General features: G+C 33.1%; 19 protein-coding genes and 1 tRNA gene. 10 read left to right on the top strand and 10 right to left on the bottom strand.

Annotated features, from left to right (window positions below; translation table 11 throughout):
- The 5 genes from VOI25_RS09370 to folP are packed head-to-tail and all read right to left on the bottom strand — an operon-like array spanning position 1 to position 3,868.
- Complete coding sequence (locus tag VOI25_RS09370; RefSeq protein WP_323788800.1) at positions 1-792, bottom strand: DUF3667 domain-containing protein; 792 nt, start codon at positions 790-792, stop codon at positions 1-3.
- A 2-nt stretch (positions 793-794) separates the two neighbouring features.
- Positions 795-1,589 carry a DUF3667 domain-containing protein gene (locus VOI25_RS09365; RefSeq protein ID WP_323788799.1) on the bottom strand — a complete coding sequence of 265 codons (795 nt, stop codon included), beginning with the start codon at positions 1,587-1,589 and terminating at the stop codon, positions 795-797.
- A 1-nt stretch (position 1,590) separates the two neighbouring features.
- Positions 1,591-2,373 (bottom strand): diadenylate cyclase CdaA, encoded by a 783-nt coding sequence (gene cdaA / locus VOI25_RS09360; protein WP_323788798.1) that lies wholly within the window; start codon positions 2,371-2,373, stop codon positions 1,591-1,593.
- Between the two features lie 35 nt (positions 2,374-2,408).
- The gene (locus tag VOI25_RS09355; RefSeq protein ID WP_323788797.1) at positions 2,409-3,098 is read right to left on the bottom strand and encodes a hypothetical protein; all 690 of its coding nucleotides are present in this window, start codon (positions 3,096-3,098) and stop codon (positions 2,409-2,411) included.
- The gene (folP, locus tag VOI25_RS09350; RefSeq protein WP_323788814.1) at positions 3,098-3,868 is read right to left on the bottom strand and encodes a dihydropteroate synthase; all 771 of its coding nucleotides are present in this window, start codon (positions 3,866-3,868) and stop codon (positions 3,098-3,100) included. Before folP ends, VOI25_RS09355 begins: the two co-directional genes overlap by 1 nt.
- A gap of 130 nt (positions 3,869-3,998) precedes the next feature.
- Here folP and VOI25_RS09345 point away from each other — a divergent pair, with 130 nt between their 5' ends.
- The 7 genes from VOI25_RS09345 to VOI25_RS09315 all read left to right on the top strand — a co-directional run bounded on the left by VOI25_RS09345 (position 3,999) and on the right by VOI25_RS09315 (position 9,383).
- Positions 3,999-4,535 carry a DUF1599 domain-containing protein gene (locus tag VOI25_RS09345; RefSeq protein WP_323788796.1) on the top strand — a complete coding sequence of 179 codons (537 nt, stop codon included), beginning with the start codon at positions 3,999-4,001 and terminating at the stop codon, positions 4,533-4,535.
- 70 nt (positions 4,536-4,605) lie between these two features.
- Entirely contained in the window at positions 4,606-5,700 is a 1,095-nt protein-coding gene (locus VOI25_RS09340; RefSeq protein WP_323788795.1) for a BT_3928 family protein, read from the top strand.
- Between the two features lie 17 nt (positions 5,701-5,717).
- Entirely contained in the window at positions 5,718-6,794 is a 1,077-nt protein-coding gene (locus tag VOI25_RS09335) for an ABC transporter permease (protein ID WP_323788813.1), read from the top strand.
- A gap of 3 nt (positions 6,795-6,797) precedes the next feature.
- Positions 6,798-7,286: a TlpA disulfide reductase family protein gene (locus tag VOI25_RS09330; protein ID WP_323788794.1), complete on the top strand. Its 489-nt coding sequence runs from the start codon at positions 6,798-6,800 to the stop codon at positions 7,284-7,286.
- A gap of 38 nt (positions 7,287-7,324) precedes the next feature.
- Positions 7,325-8,074, top strand: a complete 750-nt coding sequence (tpiA, locus tag VOI25_RS09325; RefSeq protein WP_323788793.1) for a triose-phosphate isomerase — start codon at positions 7,325-7,327, stop codon at positions 8,072-8,074.
- A gap of 133 nt (positions 8,075-8,207) precedes the next feature.
- Entirely contained in the window at positions 8,208-9,044 is an 837-nt protein-coding gene (gene prmA / locus VOI25_RS09320; RefSeq protein ID WP_323788792.1) for a 50S ribosomal protein L11 methyltransferase, read from the top strand.
- A gap of 63 nt (positions 9,045-9,107) precedes the next feature.
- Entirely contained in the window at positions 9,108-9,383 is a 276-nt protein-coding gene (locus VOI25_RS09315; protein ID WP_323788791.1) for an ATP-dependent Clp protease adaptor ClpS, read from the top strand.
- Here the strand turns inward: VOI25_RS09315 and VOI25_RS09310 are convergent.
- From VOI25_RS09310 to VOI25_RS09295, 4 genes are all read right to left on the bottom strand, one after another.
- On the bottom strand, positions 9,376-9,891 hold the full coding sequence (locus VOI25_RS09310; RefSeq protein ID WP_323788790.1) for a hypothetical protein: 516 nt from the start codon (positions 9,889-9,891) through the stop codon (positions 9,376-9,378). The genes VOI25_RS09315 and VOI25_RS09310 overlap by 8 nt on opposite strands.
- 7 nt (positions 9,892-9,898) lie before the next feature.
- Positions 9,899-11,305 carry an MBL fold metallo-hydrolase gene (locus VOI25_RS09305; RefSeq protein WP_323788789.1) on the bottom strand — a complete coding sequence of 469 codons (1,407 nt, stop codon included), beginning with the start codon at positions 11,303-11,305 and terminating at the stop codon, positions 9,899-9,901.
- 108 nt (positions 11,306-11,413) lie between these two features.
- Positions 11,414-11,827 carry a DUF6691 family protein gene (locus tag VOI25_RS09300; RefSeq protein ID WP_323788788.1) on the bottom strand — a complete coding sequence of 138 codons (414 nt, stop codon included), beginning with the start codon at positions 11,825-11,827 and terminating at the stop codon, positions 11,414-11,416.
- A 1-nt stretch (position 11,828) separates the two neighbouring features.
- Entirely contained in the window at positions 11,829-12,389 is a 561-nt protein-coding gene (locus VOI25_RS09295; protein WP_323788787.1) for a YeeE/YedE family protein, read from the bottom strand.
- Positions 12,390-12,501: 112 nt separating this feature from the next.
- Here VOI25_RS09295 and VOI25_RS09290 point away from each other — a divergent pair.
- A tRNA-Arg gene (locus VOI25_RS09290) sits at positions 12,502-12,575 on the top strand.
- 690 nt (positions 12,576-13,265) lie between these two features.
- A complete protein-coding gene (locus VOI25_RS09285; protein WP_323788786.1) occupies positions 13,266-16,271 on the top strand; it encodes an FG-GAP-like repeat-containing protein in 3,006 nt (1,001 codons plus the stop codon).
- 314 nt (positions 16,272-16,585) lie between these two features.
- Here the strand turns inward: VOI25_RS09285 and VOI25_RS09280 are convergent, their stop codons facing one another.
- Complete coding sequence (locus VOI25_RS09280; protein ID WP_323788785.1) at positions 16,586-16,738, bottom strand: SsrA-binding protein; 153 nt, start codon at positions 16,736-16,738, stop codon at positions 16,586-16,588.
- A gap of 645 nt (positions 16,739-17,383) precedes the next feature.
- Here VOI25_RS09280 and VOI25_RS09275 point away from each other — a divergent pair.
- Positions 17,384-19,363 (top strand): endonuclease, encoded by a 1,980-nt coding sequence (locus tag VOI25_RS09275; RefSeq protein ID WP_323788784.1) that lies wholly within the window; start codon positions 17,384-17,386, stop codon positions 19,361-19,363.
- Positions 19,364-19,374 lie beyond the last annotated feature (11 nt).

Raw genomic sequence — 19,374 nt, 5'->3', positions numbered from 1 at the left:
TTATCTTGGAGCAATACTTCTAAAAAAATCAACGATAGGCTCCTTACCTTCTAAAAGGAATACGACTACCATTATTAAAATTACAATTACAACATATAATATTGCGTAAACTATAAACGAAAGACAAGCTCTTGCAGCAATCTCAAGCTTAGTAAGGTTGTACAGCCGCTTAAAACAATACGATATATAAAGAACTTGAATAAGTAAGTTTATGTAAGACACTGCGCCAAGATCATATCCAAGTAAAACACAAATGATGTTAAGAACTAATCCAAAGATTGAGATTATTGATAATATATAAATATAGGCAACAACGTGTTCGGTATAATTATACTTTTTATTATCGAAAAACACAGTCCTAGAAATAATGGCATATAACGGAATATATAGCATCATAAGTATAGAGCTATACTTTTGAATAAAATCAAAAATGCCTTCCATAAAATTCTCATTACCGTTTGTTGCTAAAGAAGACATGTTGAGTAAATGTGGAAAGAATTTTTGTAGAATGAGCCACTCTAAACTGACTAAGGTTAAAGTTAGTCCAAAAAAGCTAATTGGATTTACATAACGTTTCCTAATTCCATCAATATAACCACCAATTACAGCTTCGGGTTGTTTAATAAGATCAATAATAGTTCTTAAAAGTTTATTGTCGTAATTAAAAAATGTTTCACTTATATGTTCAAATAAGTTTCTAAAAGTCAAACGGTTTCTAATCACTTTTCCACCACAGCTGTTGCAAAAATCACTATTTTCTGGAAGTTCTATTTGACAATTTTTACAATTCATATTTATTTGAAAAATTTAAGAAATATAATACCTACGATTATTCCTATTATAAAAATCAATATAAATACAGTACAAATAATAGCTATTGATAACAAAAAGCGTAAAATTATTGTAGCAATACTTAGTTTGTGAGTTTTGTAAAAAACAAATCCATAATACAACACATATAATAGCAATGAAAGTGTGACTAAAATAGATATGTTTAAATTGAATATGGCAAAAAACAAATAAGCGAAGAAAGAAAAAACTACATATTGCGCTGTTATATACGTGTTTAAAACTATGTGTTCAGTAAAATTATATAGCTTTTCTCTTAAAAATGTTAATCGAGTCACAAATGCTGTAAGCGGAATCCCTATGACATATATTAAACTCTGGTACTCATTTATAAAAGAATAATAACTCGTCATAAATTTTTCCATCTCTTCCCGGTTTTCTTCTGGATACATGGCGAATAAGTTTTGAGAATCGGTAAACACAGCGTTGTAAAAGTCTGGGAAAAATTTATTAAGAATGAAAAGCTGAAGCCCTAAAAGGGTAAGTGAAATGGCTAAGTATTGAATTACATTAATATACTTTTTTCTTGTGCCCTTTATATAACCATCGATTACAGCTTCAGGTTTTGTAAAAAGATCGAAAAAAGTTTTTAAAAATTTATTGTCATAATTCAAAAATTGCGAACTAAATTCAGAAGTAATATGTTTAATAGTTAACCTATTGTTTATCACTTTTGCTCCGCATTCCGAACAGAATTTTTGATCAGAAGCTAAAGGGGTATTACAGTTTTTACAGTCCATATTACATCAAATCTTTCTTTAAAAGGTTGAGCAATTCATCTACATTTTCAAACATTACAAATTCACCATTTATAATATAAGAGATTTGTCCAGTCTCTTCACTAACTACCAATGCAATGGCATCTGTTTTTTCAGTAATACCAACAGCAGCTCTGTGTCTTAAACCAAATCGCGACGGAATATTTTTTTCGTTATTTACAGGAAGAATTACACGAGTAGCCTTAACGATATTATTGTCAATAATAATGGCTCCATCATGTAACGGACTATTTTTAAAGAAGATACTTTCAATAATAGGTTGAGTAACCTTAATATTCATTTCGTCACCTGTGCTTACTAGAAAATCTAAATTATTATTGCGTTCTAAAACAATAAGTGCTCCCGTTTTTGTGCTCCCCATTTTATGACAAGCGGCAACAATAGCGTCCACATTAGTTTCGGATTCAATATCGCTTTTAAGGAATTTCATTTTACTGAATAATTTTCCTCTTCCGCTTAAATTTGTAGAACCAACCATGAGTAGGAACTTTCTAATTTCTGGTTGAAACACAACTATTAATGCAATAATTCCAACCTTCATGAAACCATCAAATATATTATGAAGCATTTGCATCTCTAATAGGTTTGTGATTTTCCAAACGGTATAGATAATAATAATTCCAATAAAAATATTGATGGCAACGGTTCCTTTTACCAGCTTATAGATGTAGTAGAGTAATATAGCGACGAGAAAAACGTCGATAAAATCTATAATCCCAAAATCCCAAAATTTGAATTTATCCAATACAAAGGTGTTTCTGTAAATTTAACAAAATATGATTAATAAATGAATTCGTTTTTATCTAATTGAAAGCCTTCTTTTGTAATATCTAAAATATTAGATTTAACAGTAATGTAGTCCTGAAAACTTATTTTCGAATGAAATAACGTATAAAGTGTAATGTACTGTTCTGTATTAATGAAGTTTTTGATTTCATTTATCACATCTTCGATTTTTGAAAATACTTTGGTGTCTGAATCCTCTTTATAATAAGATTCTAAGCTATAGCTGTTATTTGAAATTACATTTAAAGCCAAACTCATGTGTTCTGGTCGTTTCTTATCTTTAAAATAATCTTGAAGCGACTTATGTTGATAAACGACATCAGTAAACTCAATAAATCCTAAATTTTGAATGCTTGTATCATTACAAGTGTAATAGTTTTTCGCATTTTCATTTTTATGCATTTGAGCATTTCTCTTTTTGTCTTGTAACAATTTAATTTTAGGTAGCGCTTGCTCTAAAGTCAGTCGTTTGTCAACATTAAATAACCAATTGGTTGTGCCTATTAAATTTTTCCGATTGAGTTCTACACTATCAGGTTGCGTTTCATTATAAAAAAGATAGGCAGGAGAAACGTCAAGAATTTCAGTGATTTTCGCATGTTCTATTTCAGGTAATAACACCGATTTTTCCTTCCCACAGGAGAATATAAAAAGCGTTAATATGATAACAAATAAATATTTCATTAGTGTAATTGTTGAGTGAGTTTAATACATTCTATGGCTTCCTTTACATCATGTACTCGTAATATGTTAGCACCTTTTTGTAATGCAATTGTATTGAGTACAGAAGTTCCGTTTAATGATTCTGCAGCTGATGAGTCCAAAGTTTTATATATCATAGACTTCCTAGACATACCAGCTAAAATTGGTAATTCAGTTATATTTAAAAGTTCTAACGACTTCAATATCTCATAATTTTGTTCCAAGGTTTTTGCAAATCCAAAACCTGGATCGATAATTATATCTACGATTCCTAACGCTCTCGCTTTTGCCATCCGTTCAGAAAAATAAAAGAGGATGTCTTTTATTACATTATCATAATTAGTTTTCTGTTGCATGGTTTTCGGTGTGCCTCTCATATGCATCATTATATAAGGCACCTTAAGTTTTGCAACTGTTTCAAGCATATTTTCATCCAAATGTCCTGCTGAAATATCATTAATTAAACTAGCACCTGCTTGAATACATTGTTTGGCCACATGGCTTCTAAAGGTGTCGATAGACAAAATAACTTCAGGAAAATTTTTAATAATGAGATCGACTACTGGAAGAATACGTTCTAATTCTTCAGATTCACTAACATCATCAGCATTAGGTTTTGAGCTATAAGCACCAACATCAATAAAAGTTGCTCCTTCTTCGAGCATTTGGTCTACTTGTCGCATTACAGCAGACGAGTTTCTAAAGCGTCCACCATCATAAAACGAATCTGGTGTAACGTTTAAAATACCCATGACTTTTGGTACATTAAGGTCTAATAACTGTCCTTTACAATTGATGGTTTTGCTCAAAACTATATAGTGTGGTTAAAGTTTTTAAATCTGATTAATTTATGCGAAATTTACGGAAAATTAAATGTTTTAAATGCAAGATACTTCAAAACAATATGATGATGTCATTACGCAGTGCAGAAGTCTTTTTATCAATAAAATGAAAGATTACGGAAGTGCATGGCGCATTTTAAGATTACCATCACTAACCGATCAGATTTATATCAAAGCGCAACGCATTAGAGGATTACAACAAAATAGTGTGCGTAAAGTTGATGAAGGTCAGGTAAGTGAGTTTATTGGAATTATCAATTATTGTACGATGGCTTTAATTCAATTAGATAAAGGAGTTGTGGAGCAACCTGATTTATCTGTTGATGAAGCAACGGCTCTTTATGATGATAAAATTGCAATTACCAAACAATTAATGATGGATAAAAATCATGATTATGGTGAAGCTTGGAGAGATATGAGAGTGAGTAGTTTAACCGATTTAATCATTCAGAAATTGTTACGCGTAAAGCAAATTGAAGATAATGCTGGTCAAACCATTGTAAGTGAAGGTATCGATGCTAATTACCAAGATATGATTAATTACTCGGTGTTTGCAATGATTCATCTTAAGGAATAATAAGGGTTGGGAATATACATTGGCTTGTCGCTTTGAGCAAAGTCGAGAAGTCTATATAAAATAAAAAAGTATGAAATTTTTAGTCAACATAAGTAGAATCTTAGTCGGAGCACTTTTTATTTTTTCAGGATTTATAAAACTGAATGATCCCTTAGGATTTTCATATAAACTTCAGGAATACTTTAGTTATGATGTATTAGATATTCCGTCATTAATACCATTTGCTTTAGGGATTTCGATATTTGTTGTTGTGTTTGAAGTGGTGTTAGGTGTGTTTTTATTGATTGGCTATAAACCTAAATTTACAGTTTGGAGCTTATTAGGAATGATTGTTTTCTTCACATTTTTAACCTTCTATGCGGCTTATTTTGATAAGGTAAAAGATTGTGGCTGTTTTGGAGATTTTCTAAAATTAACACCTTGGGAATCCTTTACTAAAGATGTGGTTTTATTAATTTTAATTCTGATTCTTTTTGTTGGTCAGAAACATATTAAACCAATCTTAAGTAAATTTGGTTTGTCAGTAACAGCCTTATTGAGTTTTATCGCTTGTCTTTGGTTTGGATATCATGTTTTGATGCACTTACCAACTTTTGATTTTAGAGCTTATAAAATCGGTGATAATTTTCAAGAAAACATGAAATTACCTGCCGATGCTAAAGATGCTATTATAGATTATCATTGGACATACACTCTGGATGGTGAAGAAAAAGTTTTTACAGATCGAGGACGTGGACCAAAAACATATGATAAAATTATTGGTGTTGAAACAGAAACTATTCAAGAAGGTGATGTGCCTAAAATTCAGGATTTCTCAATAGAATCTGAAGACGAAGATCTTACGCAGCAGTTTTTAGAAACAGATAAGCTCGTCATGATTGTGTCTTACAATTTGGATAAAGCAGAAGCTGATGGCTTGGCAAAACTAAAAGTTATGACCGATGAAGCTAAGAAAAAAGGATACACTGTAATGGGTTTAACGGCTTCCGGCTCTGACAAGAAAAATGAGATTCAAACCGCCTATAACCTTGATGTTGAGTTTTACCTCTGTGATGAGAAGGTTCTAAAAACTATTGTCCGTGCAAACCCTGGAGTAGTAGTTCTTGAAAAAGGAACTGTGACTCAAAAAGTACATTGGAACGATATTGATGATTTAGAGTTTTAATAACTAATACATAACATCTGATAAATTACATTCTTAATAAAGCCTTTTATGCTTTGCTCACATTATTTGGAGTAGTCACTGTTATTTTCTTTTTATTTAATGTTTTGCCAGGAGATCCAGCTCAAATGATGCTAGGACAAAATGAAGATAGCGAGCAAATTGCAGCTGTCAGAGCTAAATACGGTTTTGATAAATCTATTTCAACTCAGTATCTATATTATCTTAATGATGTGTCACCTTTATCATTTCATTCAACAAATGCTGACGACTACACCTATTTAAGAGATGGAAAATATGCCGCGAGTTCATTGTTCACCTTGGGAAATACAACAACCGTTATAAAATTTCCATATTTGAGAGAATCCTTTACCAAGCAAGGAAAAAAGGTGTCACAAGTTATAGGAGAAACCTTACCGAATACAGCAGTTTTAGCCGTATCCGCAATTTTCATTGCAATAATCTTAGGAATTTTTCTCGGTATCATATCGGCTTTATTTCAAGATAGATGGTTAGATAAAACCATCCAAATTTTTAGCACGCTAGGCATGAGTATTCCTTCCTTTTTTAGTGCGATTTTATTTGCTTGGTTTTTCGGATACATCTTGCATGAATACACCAATCTTGAAATGACAGGTAGTTTATTTGAACTAGATGATTTTGGTGAAAAAATGAATATTAAATGGAAAAACTTAATACTTCCAGCTATTGTTCTAGGTATCCGTCCATTAGCAGTTGTGATTCAATTAATGAGAAACTCCTTATTAGAAGTGTTTAACCAAGATTATATAAGAACGGCTAGAGCAAAAGGCTTATCCGAGTTCCAAATCATAACACGACATGCTGTTAAAAATGCGTTGAATCCTGTTGTTACTGCCATTTCTGGTTGGTTTGCATCTATGCTAGCAGGAGCAGTGTTTGTTGAGTATATTTTTGGATGGAATGGTTTAGGGAAAGAAATAGTAAATGCCTTAAATACTTTAGATTTACCAGTAATTATGGGTTCTGTTCTAGTAATAGCACTTTTGTTTATCATTATCAATATCTTTGTAGATGTCATTTACGGATGGCTAGATCCAAAAGTGAAATTAGAATAGAAAATGAATTCATTAAAATATATTCTTATTTGTTGTTTGCTGTTTGTGAGTTGTTCGAAAAACGTTCAAACCCAGCTTTCAGAGGGTGTTTTAAATGAACAATACATCAGTTTAGAAGGTAAGACAGTATCGTTACAAAATATTTTATCTCAACATAAAGGAAAACAAATCGTTATTGATGTTTGGGCAAGTTGGTGTAGAGATTGCATTGTAGGTTTACCAGAATTAGAGGCTTTACAGGCTGAAAAATCGAATGCTGTGTATCTCTTTTTATCTGCAGATAGAAATATAGATACATGGAAACGTACCATCAAAAAACATAATATTGAAGGCGAACACTACTTCATGACAAAAGGAACTAAAGGACTTTTAGGAGCGTTTGTCGATATTGATTGGATTCCGAGATACATGGTTGTCGATTCCAATGGACGGATAGAATTATTTGAAGCCATTGAAGCAGATGATCCTTCAATTAGAGACGTATTAAAATAAGTATAACTTAATATATAACTGCATAAGCAGGCAAAGACATGAGAAAACATATTGTAGCAGGAAACTGGAAAATGAACAATGGTTTAATTCAAACAGAGACACTAATTTCAGAATTAAAACAACAAACCAAAACGTCTAATGCTGAGGTAATGATTGCGCCTACATTTACGAACTTATGGCATGCGTTTCAATCCACTAGACAAGACGATATTGAAGTCGTTGCTCAAAATATGCACTTTGCAGAAAACGGAGCGTATACAGGAGAAATAAGTGCTGCCATGTTAAAAAGTATTGGCATTCAAACGGTTATTTTAGGTCATAGTGAACGTCGTGCGTATTATAACGAAACCGACGAATCTTTAGCTAAAAAAGTGGATGCAGCTTTAAAACATGATATGCGAATTATTTTCTGTTTCGGTGAAGAACTTGAAGATCGTAAATCAGGAAACCAAGAAGCCGTTGTTGAAAGTCAAATCAAGAATGCACTGTTTCATTTAGATGCTTCAGCTTTCAAACATATTGTTTTAGCTTATGAGCCTGTTTGGGCTATTGGTACAGGAGAAACGGCTAGTCCAGAGCAGGCACAAGATATGCATGCTTTTATTAGAAAGACTTTAGAGAATTCATATGGTCATTCAGTGGCAAATGATATGACGATTCTTTATGGAGGAAGTGTAAAACCAAACAACGCTAAAGAGATTTTTTCAAAGCCAGATGTCGATGGAGGATTGATTGGTGGAGCCGCTTTAAATGCTGAAGATTTTTATGCTATTGTTAATGCATTTTAGATAATTTAGGGCGTTACCAACCTAAGCTTTAAGCTTAGGTTCGTCGTGCTTTCACTACTCGCTTCCAGCTGTAAACCATCTGGAGAGCTTAAACAAACCGTTCAATCACTAACGCAATCGTTCAATTTTTATCATGTCAAACACCATATACTTAGGCTACTACTTTAAAGTAAAACCACTTAAGCCAGCAGTTGAGATTTTAATTGCCGAATTAGGTTACGCAGGTTTTGAAAGTTTTGTAGAAACTGAAGAAGGCGTAACTGCTTATATTCAAAAAGAAGACTATTTTGACACGATTCTTGACGATATTCAAATACTAAAATCTGAAGAATTCGAAATCACATTTACCTCTGAAGAGATAGAACAAACCAATTGGAACTCAGAATGGGAAAAGAATTTTAATCCGATTATTGTAGATGATACATGTTCAGTTCGCGCACCATTTCATGAGAAACCAAATACCGAATTTGATATAATCATCGAACCAAAAATGAGTTTTGGTACTGGACATCATGAAACAACTCACATGATGATTCAGCATATTTTAAAAAATGACTTCGTCGATAAATCTGTTTTAGATATGGGTTGCGGAACAGGTGTTTTAGCAATTTTAGCAGAATTAAAAGGTGCTAAGCCCATTGATGCGATTGATTATGATAATTGGTGTTATCTCAATAGTCTAGAGAATGTTGAACGAAATAATGCTCGGCATATCACTGTTTTAGAAGGTGACGCAAGTGTTTTACCTGGAAGACAATATGATATTGTTATTGCAAACATCAATAGAAATATTCTACTAAATGATATGAAAACCTACACAGATACCTTGAACACTAATGGTGTTTTGTTTTTAAGCGGTTTTTATAATGATGATATTCCAATTATACAAGCTGAGTGTAATAAATACGGTTTAAAACACGTTGAAACTTTAGAAAGAAATAATTGGGTAGCTTTAAAATTTGAAAAATAATCTTTAAATTTATCATATAATAACCTTACCAACCTCATTAAGTAAATTACTATGCACCAAATAATGAGTACCAAAGAAAAAACAAAAGAAGAGGTTCTTGTCGACACTTTAGAACAACCTCTTAATGAGATTGTTGTGTATAATGACGACGTCAACACATTTGATCATGTAATAGATACACTTATCTATGCATGTGATCACACACCAGAACAAGCCGAGCAATGTTCAATTATTGTTCATTATAAAGGCCAATGTACAGTTAAGACTGGTGAGTATAAAGAATTAGAACCAAGATGTTCGATGCTATTAGAAGCTGGTTTAAGCGCAGAGATCATTTAGTCTTCGTCTCGTTTTTCCTATCTAGGATAAAATTCCAAGTAAAATTCACGAATCCTTTGTGTATTGGTCTATAGTTTTTATTGGTCAATATAACTTGTGGATTTATAGTTAATCTGGCCTTTGGTGAGCCTAAACCAATGCTAAAAACATAACGAAATGTCCAGTTTTCAAAATCTGTATAGGTGACAAATTCTGACCCAATTGCTAGGCCATTATAAAATATAAAACCTCCAATTTTCGGTCCAATTGTAAATCGATTAGCATTTAAGACAACTTCGGTACCAAAGCCATAAATAAAACCTCCTCCGTGTCTTCCACCTTCCAGTGCTTTATTCAATTGCACATCTAAGAGATGATATTGAGGTTCTCCTTTTCCATTAAAACTATAGCTGTATCCAAGACTTAAACCAGTGAAATGGCTTTGACTATTATCGTTTTGGGCAGATAACAATGGCGTACTACAACAAAAAATGATAAATATGAAGCTATTTAAATTGACTTTAATCAAACACAACCTACAAAGTTGTTGGACAAACAAAATCTGTCATTGGCAAGTCCGTTTTCTTAATCGCACCAAAACCTCCAGCAATATCAACTAAATTATGAAAGCCTCTTGCTTTTAATATAGATGCTGCAATCACACTCCTATAACCACCAGCGCAATGAATGTGGTAGGTTTTGTCTTTAGATACCTCATTCATTTTTGTATTGATATAGTCTAGGGCGAAATGTTGTGCGTTTTCCAAATGCATGCTGCTGTATTCACCATCTTTACGAACATCAAGTATATTGATGTCTCCATTTTTCACCCGTACTGCGAAAGTTTCCGCAGAAATAGATTCTAAGGCATCTGTTTCTTTACCTGAAGCAATCCAAGCGTCTATGCCACCTTCTAAATATCCAAGTGTATTATCATAGCCAACACGTGATAAACGCGTTATAGCTTCTTTACTTTTTCCTTCAGGAACAACTAATAAAATAGGTTGTTTCAAATCGGTTATTAAAGCACCAACCCAAGGTGCAAAATCACCATTTAATCCAATAAAGATAGAATTTGGGATATGAGATTTGATGTATTCACTTTGTGGTCTCACATCAAGTACTAAAGCTTCCTCATGATTCGCCATAGCTTCAAAATCTTCTGGACTTAAAGGTGAATTCCCAGATTTTAAAACCGTTTCAAAACTATCATAACCTGTTTTATTCAGCATCGCATTCTTTGCAAAATATTGTGGAGGAGGAGCAATGCCGTCCAAAACTTCTTCTACAAATTCTGCTTTTGTCATATCTGCTCTAAGAGCGTAGTTGGTTTTCTTTTGATCTCCAATAGAACCAACTGTTTCTTTACTTAAATTCTTTCCACAAGCAGAACCCGCACCATGAGCTGGATATACAATAACATCATCTGCAAGTGGCATAATTTTATTACGAAGAGAATCGAACAGCATACCTGCTAAATCTTCTTTTGTTAAATCAGATTTAATTGCTAAATCTGGTCGACCTACATCGCCTAAAAATAAAGTGTCTCCAGAAAATATGGCGTGATCCTTTCCGTTTTCGTCTATTAATAAATAGGTTGTAGATTCTAAAGTATGACCAGGAGTATGCAGTGCTTTTATAGTGATATTTCCTAATTTGAATTCTTCATTGTCCTTAGCAGAGTGAATTTCATATGAGGTTTCAGCACCTGGTCCATAAATAATAGTTGCACCAGTTTTTTTTGCTAAATCAACATGACCAGACACAAAATCGGCATGAAAATGTGTTTCAAATACATATTTAATAGTTGCATTATTAGCTTTTGCTTTATCGATATATGCTTGCGTTTCTCGCAACGGATCAACAATAGCAACCTCTCCTTCAGATTCAATATAATAAGCACCTTGTGCTAAACAGCCTGTATAAATTTGTTCGATTTTCATAATACTATTAATTTAGTTTTGACATTTATAGCTCACAATGTCAAGAGTTAAATATGTTGCAAAGATAAGAAGTATTCCGTTTTGTTTTCTGACAAATATCAGGTTTAACTAATGTGGAAGTTTGTCTTTAAGAATTCCGTAAACATAAGTGCCCAAAATTGCAGCAGCTATAACTATAAGTACCGAAAGTGTTCCAGTTCCAACTAAAATGTACATAGGTCCAGGGCAAGCTCCTGATAAAGCCCAACCTAAACCAAAAAGGGTGCCTCCCAGAATATAACGAAAAAGACCCTTATCTTTTTTAGGAACATACAATTTATGACCTTCGATATTATTAAGTTTTAATTTCTTTGCCAAAAGAAGTAAGACAACTCCAGTCCCAATAGCTGTTCCAATAATGCCATACATATGAAAGGATTCGAATTTGAACATTTCATATATACGGTACCACGATACAGCTTCAGATTTGACTAATACAATTCCGAAGATAATGCCGACGAACAAAAATTTTAATGTTTTCATATTAACCAAAAATTATAGGAAATAACAAGTGAATCATAATAAGTCCGCCAATAAAGAAACCAACTACAGCTATTAAAGAAGGTAGCTGTAAGCTGCTCAATCCTGTGATGGCATGACCTGATGTGCAACCTCCAGCATATCGTGTTCCGAAGCCAACTAAAAAACCACCAATAACAAGAATTAATAAACCTTTTAAGCTTAAAACAGCCTCCCAACTGTAGAGTTCAGTTGGTAGTAAAGTTTGACCTGCATTTTCAAAACCCATTCGTGAAAGATCTTCAACGGTTTTAGGATTTAAATCGATATTAGTAGGAACAGATAAAAAGTGGTGCGCAATAAACCCACCAATTACAGCACCAAGAACAACAAGAAGATTCCAACCTTGTGCTCTCCAATTGAAATTAAAAAATGCAACCCTTTTGCCTGCTCCACCAATAGCGCAAAGGGTTCTCAGGTTTGATGACATACCAAAAGTTTTTCCAAAATAGATTAAGAAAAACATAATTAAGGCAATAAGTGGGCCCGAAACGTACCATGGCCAAGGCTGTAATAGATGCTCCATAAACTCTATATTTTCTGCAAATATATACAGAGCATTTGATATCCTTTAAATTTTGAAATAAATAGTTTGGTAGTAATTTAATAATTGTAGTATATTTGCATCCACTAAAAAAGGCCTCGTGGCGCAACTGAATAGCGCACTTGATTACGGCTCAAGAGGTTACTGGTTTGAATCCAGTCGAGGTCACAAATAAATAGTTTAATAAGGAAAAACGCCAAGCTCGCTTGAGCGTTTTTCCTTATTAAACTATTTTCAAAGTGGAGCTTTGTCTGGAAAAGCGAAGCTAATCTCTAAAAACTAGAATTTTCCAAAAGTTAAACGCCAAGCTCGCTTGAGCGTTTTTTCGTTTAAACTATTTTCAAAGTGGAGCTTTGTCTGGAAGAGCGAAGCTAATCCGTTTAAATTTTGATTTTTCTTAAGAAAGAAGCCAAGCTCATTATCCAAAAAAAAAACTTAGAAATAGGTAGGGAAAAAGTAAGTTCAGTTGTTTTATATTATTAGTAACCGATGAAATAGCCAATTTGGCTATCATTATTTTTGTTATATTCACGCTTTAATTGAAAAAATCTATTCCTGTTGGTATAAAACCACAATAGTTAAATAGCGTTTTTATATATGCTAATTGTTCTCCAAATCAATTAGAAAAATTAATAGCATTAGCCTATTTAGAAGATAATTTACCTACAAAATAAATGTTATGTATTTTGGATAAAATACAGAAGCATAAGACTATAGAATGCCATTTAGGTATAACTATTATCCATGAAAAAACGATTCTATTTAAAGGTGAATGGATTTATGGATTAACAACTAAATTTAATTATAAACAAGACTTTGAAATGAAGCCTTTTGATTTCATTGTGTAAAAATTAGCTTATGAAAAAAATTACATTATTGTTAGCCTTACTAGTATCCTGTTTTATAGGTGCGCAAACTACTGTTGATTGTACTATAGGTCCTGTAAATACTACCTATTGTTATACTGATAATGATACTACAAGTTTCGTTTTTGAAAGTTCTGATGGGTCAGATTTAATTGTGACATTTAATGCAGGAGAAGTCGAAAATAATTTTGACGAATTGATTGTACTAAACACGAACGGAACCGAATTATACAATGGCTACGGAAATAATGGAGACCTAACAGGTCTTACTTTTCAATCATCAGGAGATACGATTACAATCTCCATAAATTCTGATTTTACTATTAATTGTTCCGAGAATAATTATACACAATGGGATTTTAATGTTAGTTGCGCCACATGTACAAATGCCTCAGCAACTTATACCGTTGTTGATGATTGTGCGGCAAGCAATGGGTTTTTAGTAGATGTTATCGTTTCAGATCTTGGGTCTGCGACTTCTTTGACGATTTCTGACAATCAATCAAGTCCTGCCCAATCTTTAAACGCTTCTGGAATTGTTCAATTTGGACCATTTGCAAATGGTACCGATATTGTCATCCAAATTCAAAATGATCAAGATGTCAATTGTTTAATAAATAGTGGATTTATTACACAAAGTAATTGCCCTCCAGATGGACCAGTTGGAGTTGCCTGTGCGTCGGGATCTTCAACATTTATCTTTACAGAAGAGTTTGATTCACCTTCTGGTTGGTCAGGAGATTTAAATTCGGGAAATGGAAGTTGGGAAATTCCTAATGATTCTGGAACTAATAATACTGGCCCAAACAACGCATTTAGTGGTTCAAGCTTTATGAATTACGAAGCCTCTGGAAGTGCATCAAATACGGCTTCTGCGGTAAGTCCTGGTATAGATTTGTCAACAGCGACAGATGGTGCGGAACTCTCTTTTTATATGCATGCCTATGGCGCAGATATAGGAACTTTAAATGTAAAGGTTGGTACTTCAATAGGTGGCTCTTTTACAACTGTTTTTACACATACAGGAGAACTACAAACAAGTGGAACTGAAGCTTGGGTGCCTGTAGGTGTCAATTTAGACGCCTATTTAGGACAAATAATTTATCTAGAATTTAGTCATACAGGAACAGGAACAGGTTTTACAGGTGATATGTCTATAGATTATGTGCGTGTTGAAACTTGTGGAACCTTCTGTATTTCACCTTCGAGTATTGTTGCTACTGACATAACGCAGACTACCGCAAATGTGTCTTGGACAGCAAACAACGGAGAAAGTACTTGGGAATATGTTGTACAACTTGCTGGAGCTGGAATTCCAACAGGATCTGGAACCACCGTAAATACGCCAAATGCTAATTTAATTGATTTAGAAGCCGGAAGAATCTATGAAGTGTATGTTCGTGCTATTTGTGGTATGGATACCAGTATTTGGGGAGGACCTTTACCATTCTCTACTTTAGCACCACCTCCACCAGTAACATTTACTAATTCTGTAGTTGGAGTTTTAGGTTCTCAAAGAGCTGCAGTGGATATGAATGGTGACTTTTTAGACGATGTAGTTTCTGTAGATAATACTACTGTCAATATTTTTTATCAGGAAGTCGGTAGTGGATTAAGTGCTACACCAACTAACATAACGACATCGAGTCCATCTAATACACCTTCTTGGAGTTTAGCAGCAGCCGATTTTGATAGAAATGGATTTACCGATTTATTATATGGAGGAGGAAGTGGTGTTACATTTATGAAAGCCAATGATACTGGTACAGGATTTACACAAATTTCAGGTCCAGAATACGTCTTCTCACAACGTTCAAACTTTGTAGATATTAATAATGATGGTCACTTAGATGCCTTTGTATGTCATGATGTTGATGCCAATGTATACTTTATGAATGATGGTAATGGAAATTTATCATATGGGCAAGGTAATTTAGGTCTTGTAAGAGGAAATTATGGTTCTGTTTGGATTGATTATGATAACGATCGTGATATTGATATGTTTATTGCAAAATGTGGTGGTGGTCCAATCAATCAGCTATTTACTAACAATGGTGACGGAACTTATACAGATACAGCACCTGCTCAAGGGCTTGACGATGGAATGCAAACATGGTCTTCAGCTTGGGGAGATTATGATAATGATGGTGATATGGACGTATATATTGGAGCAAGTTCTGGTACCTCTAAATTATTAAGAAATGATGGAAATGGCGTTTTCGTTGAGGTAACTGTTACATCTGGAGTTTTAGATTTAACATCAACTGGAATTGAAAACTGTACCTATGATTTTGATAACGATGGAAATTTAGATATTGCATCTCACGGAAATATTATGTTTGGAAATGGAGATATGACATTTACCCTGTATGATAATATTTTATCGGGAAGCAATGGTTCTTTCGGAGATATGAATGACGACGGATTTATTGATGCTATGTCAGGAGGAACTCTATATACAAACGATGCTAACAATAATAATTGGGTTAAAATTACAACAACTGGAGTTCAAAGTAATATTAACGGAATTGGTGCTAGAGTAGAAGTTCATACAGCTTCTGGTGTTCAAATTCGCGATGTACGTAGCGGAGAAGGGTTTCGATATATGAGTACGTTAAATACTCATTTTGGAATCGGAATTGAAAATGCTATCACGAATATTATTATTTATTGGCCATCTGGAATTATTGATAATGTTACAGACCCTACAATTAATACACATCATGTAATTGTAGAAGGGCAAACGTTAAGCATACAAGATGAGACCTTAGAGGGTATTACTATTCATCCTAATCCAGTTGGAAAAGTTATCAATATTGATAGCCCTATCAGTTTGGTTGGAAAAATTGCAACGATTTTCAGTATTGATGGAAAACGTGTGATGAACTTAAAATTAGAACAGCACTCTGTTGACGTATCAAGCTTAAGTCAAGGGAGTTATATTTTGCGTTTAGAGTCTGATGGAAAAGTGTTTACACAGCAATTTATCAAACGATAACAATAAAAACTATTCAAATATAAACCTCCAATACTGATAAAGTGTTGGAGTTTTTTTTTGAACGATTTAAGATCTTGTCATAATTCTCATTGATGGGTTAGTTGTTCAATCTACATTTCATTTGGATGAAATTCAGAAACAATGGTGTTTGAATTGATTTATACACCATTTAAATTTCATTTTTTTTATCAATAGATTCATTTATGCCATCTCAAAAGCAGTGATTCCAGTTACGAGGTAAAAATATTTCAAAGGAAAAATAGGATAATATTTTAATTCAGGAGAATTCAAATTATCAAGCTTATAACATTGTTTTAATCTAATGCACGCTTAGTCACATAAACTCGCCATCCAATAATTGCTAATTGAATTTTACTCGCTTTACTTAGGTCTAAGTTACGTTTTGTATAACTAGGTAAGACTGCTTTATTTATTTTGGCTAACGTTTTAAATACCTCTTTATTCATTAAGAGTTTATATAAGGATATTTAAAAATAAGACTTTTGTGAATAGCTACCAAATTGGTGCTTTAAAGAGAATGTAAAACTTATTCTAGACTAAGTTTTACATTTTTGGTTGATTGTTTTTTGATTGATTATAATTGATCTTTATTTCTATTAAAAAGAAAAGATTAAGTCGATTACAAGTTTTGCAAGTGTCATCATAATTTCTAGGTTTTAAAGGTTAATATTTTGATTATTTTTTTGATTGAGTTTTCAATATATAACCTTGGGAATCTTCTAGCCAAACGTTTTTGTCAAAATCGATGAAATTGAATATGATATTATAACTAAAAAGATGAAATATATTTCAATATTTATGTGACGCTCTTATCTGAAGTTGTATTTTGTAACTATAATTATCTTTTTTGATATAAAATTATAATAATTCTAGGGTGTTTTTGTTGCTTTTTTTTTAAACCAAGGGAGGTTTTCTATTAAAAAGTGTTCTTTTTCTCATTTTCATCATTTTGAAAACACAAAATGATGAATAGTTTTAGTTATAGTAGTGTGATAATTTTACCTCGTTTAATGTTAAAATTGATGATTTAATAAAGTCAAAAATCGATTATACCTAAATTGATGATTACATTTGCGTAAAACAGACTTCTAATGAAAAACTTCTTACTCTTTATTTTTTTAGCTTTATTGGTAAACCCCTTATTTTCTCAGGTTGTCATCAATGAGTTAGATTGCGATACTCCTGGAACAGACGATATGGAATTTGTAGAGCTGCTTTCCGAAACACCAAATTTTTCTTTAGATGGTTATGTACTAGTGTTTTTTAACGGTTCTACATCTGGAATGAATTCTAGCTATTTTACGATAGACTTAGATGGATACGTAACAGATGTTAACGGACTTCTTTTAATTGGTAGTAATTCGGTGTCGCCAGTTCCTCAATTATTAATTTCTGAAAACGTCATTCAAAATGGAGCGGATGCAGTAGCAATTTATCAGGCTAACGATTTTGATTTTTTGGAAGGTACAGTCGCAACTATTACAAATCTCATTGATGTATTAATCTATGATACTGCAGATAGTGATGATTTAGATTTAATCGATATTTTTAATGACCATCCTGATTTTGTTGATATCGAACAAATCAATGAAGGTTCTAGTAATAATACCAATTCTATTCAACGCTTTGAAGATATGGGTGGAAATGTGACCTACATGTCAACAACTCCAACACCAAGACAACTAAATGATGGAAGCGGAATTGTTTTCAATGGCATTAGCATAAGTGTTGCACAATCTGAATACAACGAAGATGAAAATTTTGATATTACATTCACTTCTGAGACTAATGTGACTGAAAACTTGAATTTTGATATATTACTGAATAATCAAGGATTTAATAGTTCAGATTTTACAGGAAATACATCTATTACAATTCCTATGGGACAAAATACAGCGTCAACAACCATAACTTTGATTGATGATTCTGACGATGAAGGTGATGAGGTGACTCGAATTCGTTTTGTGAGCTTACCTATTCCTTATGTGCAGCTTAATGACAATATCGAAATACGAATCGTTGATAATGACTTTACGACAGCATCTTTTGGAACACCTTTAAATCCAACCTACGGAACAGTAGCAAGTACACAGCCTAATGGTTATTATGATAGTTTACATAATTTGGCAGATTCAGAACTGAGACAAGCTTTGCAAGATATCATCGCTGAAGAAGGTGTTGTTAGAGCACAAACCTATGCAGATATTATAGATATTTTAAAAGAAGCCGATCAAAACCCTGAAAACAGTAATCAGGTTTGGTTGGTATATACAGAGCAAGGTCGTCCTAAATTAGATTTTCAAACAGGTTCTGTTAGTACTGGGAAATGGAACCGAGAACATACGTATCCGCGTTCACGTGGAGGTTTTTTTGATATAGATGAAGACGATATAGCTGATGGAAAAAATGTTTTCTGGAATACCACTGCAGATTCATTACGTCATGGAAATTCTGATGCACATGCTTTACGAGTAGTAGATGGTCCAGAAAATAGTTCTAGAGGAAATCAACACTATGGACAATATACTGGTCCAAATGCTACTCAAGGAAGCTTTTATGGAGATGTGGCAAGAAGCGTTTTGTATATGGAAATACGATTTAACGGACTTCAAGTGGTTAATGGGTTTCCAGAAAATGGTCCTGGTGAGTTAGGAGATTTAGCAACCTTATTAGATTGGCATAGAAATGATCCTCCAGACGATTACGAGATGAATCGTAATAATGTAGTCTATACTTGGCAATTCAATAGAAACCCCTTTATTGATCAACCTGATTTAGTCGAATATATTTGGGGAACAGAAGTGGGAATGGATTGGGATCAAGGCTTAAGTGTTTCAGAATTTGATATCTCACGAATTCAAGTGTTTCCGAATCCAACATCTAACCGAATTTTTATTAAAGGATTACATAGCGATACTATAATGGACGTGCTTTCAATTGAAGGTCGAATGATTAAAACTTTCATTTTGCAAAACGATACGTCTATAGATTTAGAATTGTCTAGTGGTGTGTATGTACTGAAGCTGTATTCAAATGACAAACAAGTTGTCAAAAAAATAATTATTAATTAGAACAAACAAAA

Origin of the sequence: Psychroserpens sp. (assembly GCF_034670085.1) — a bacterium.
In the GTDB taxonomy this organism is placed as follows: Bacteria; Bacteroidota; Bacteroidia; order Flavobacteriales; family Flavobacteriaceae; genus Psychroserpens.
This window is presented reverse-complemented; position numbering and strand designations above follow the sequence as displayed.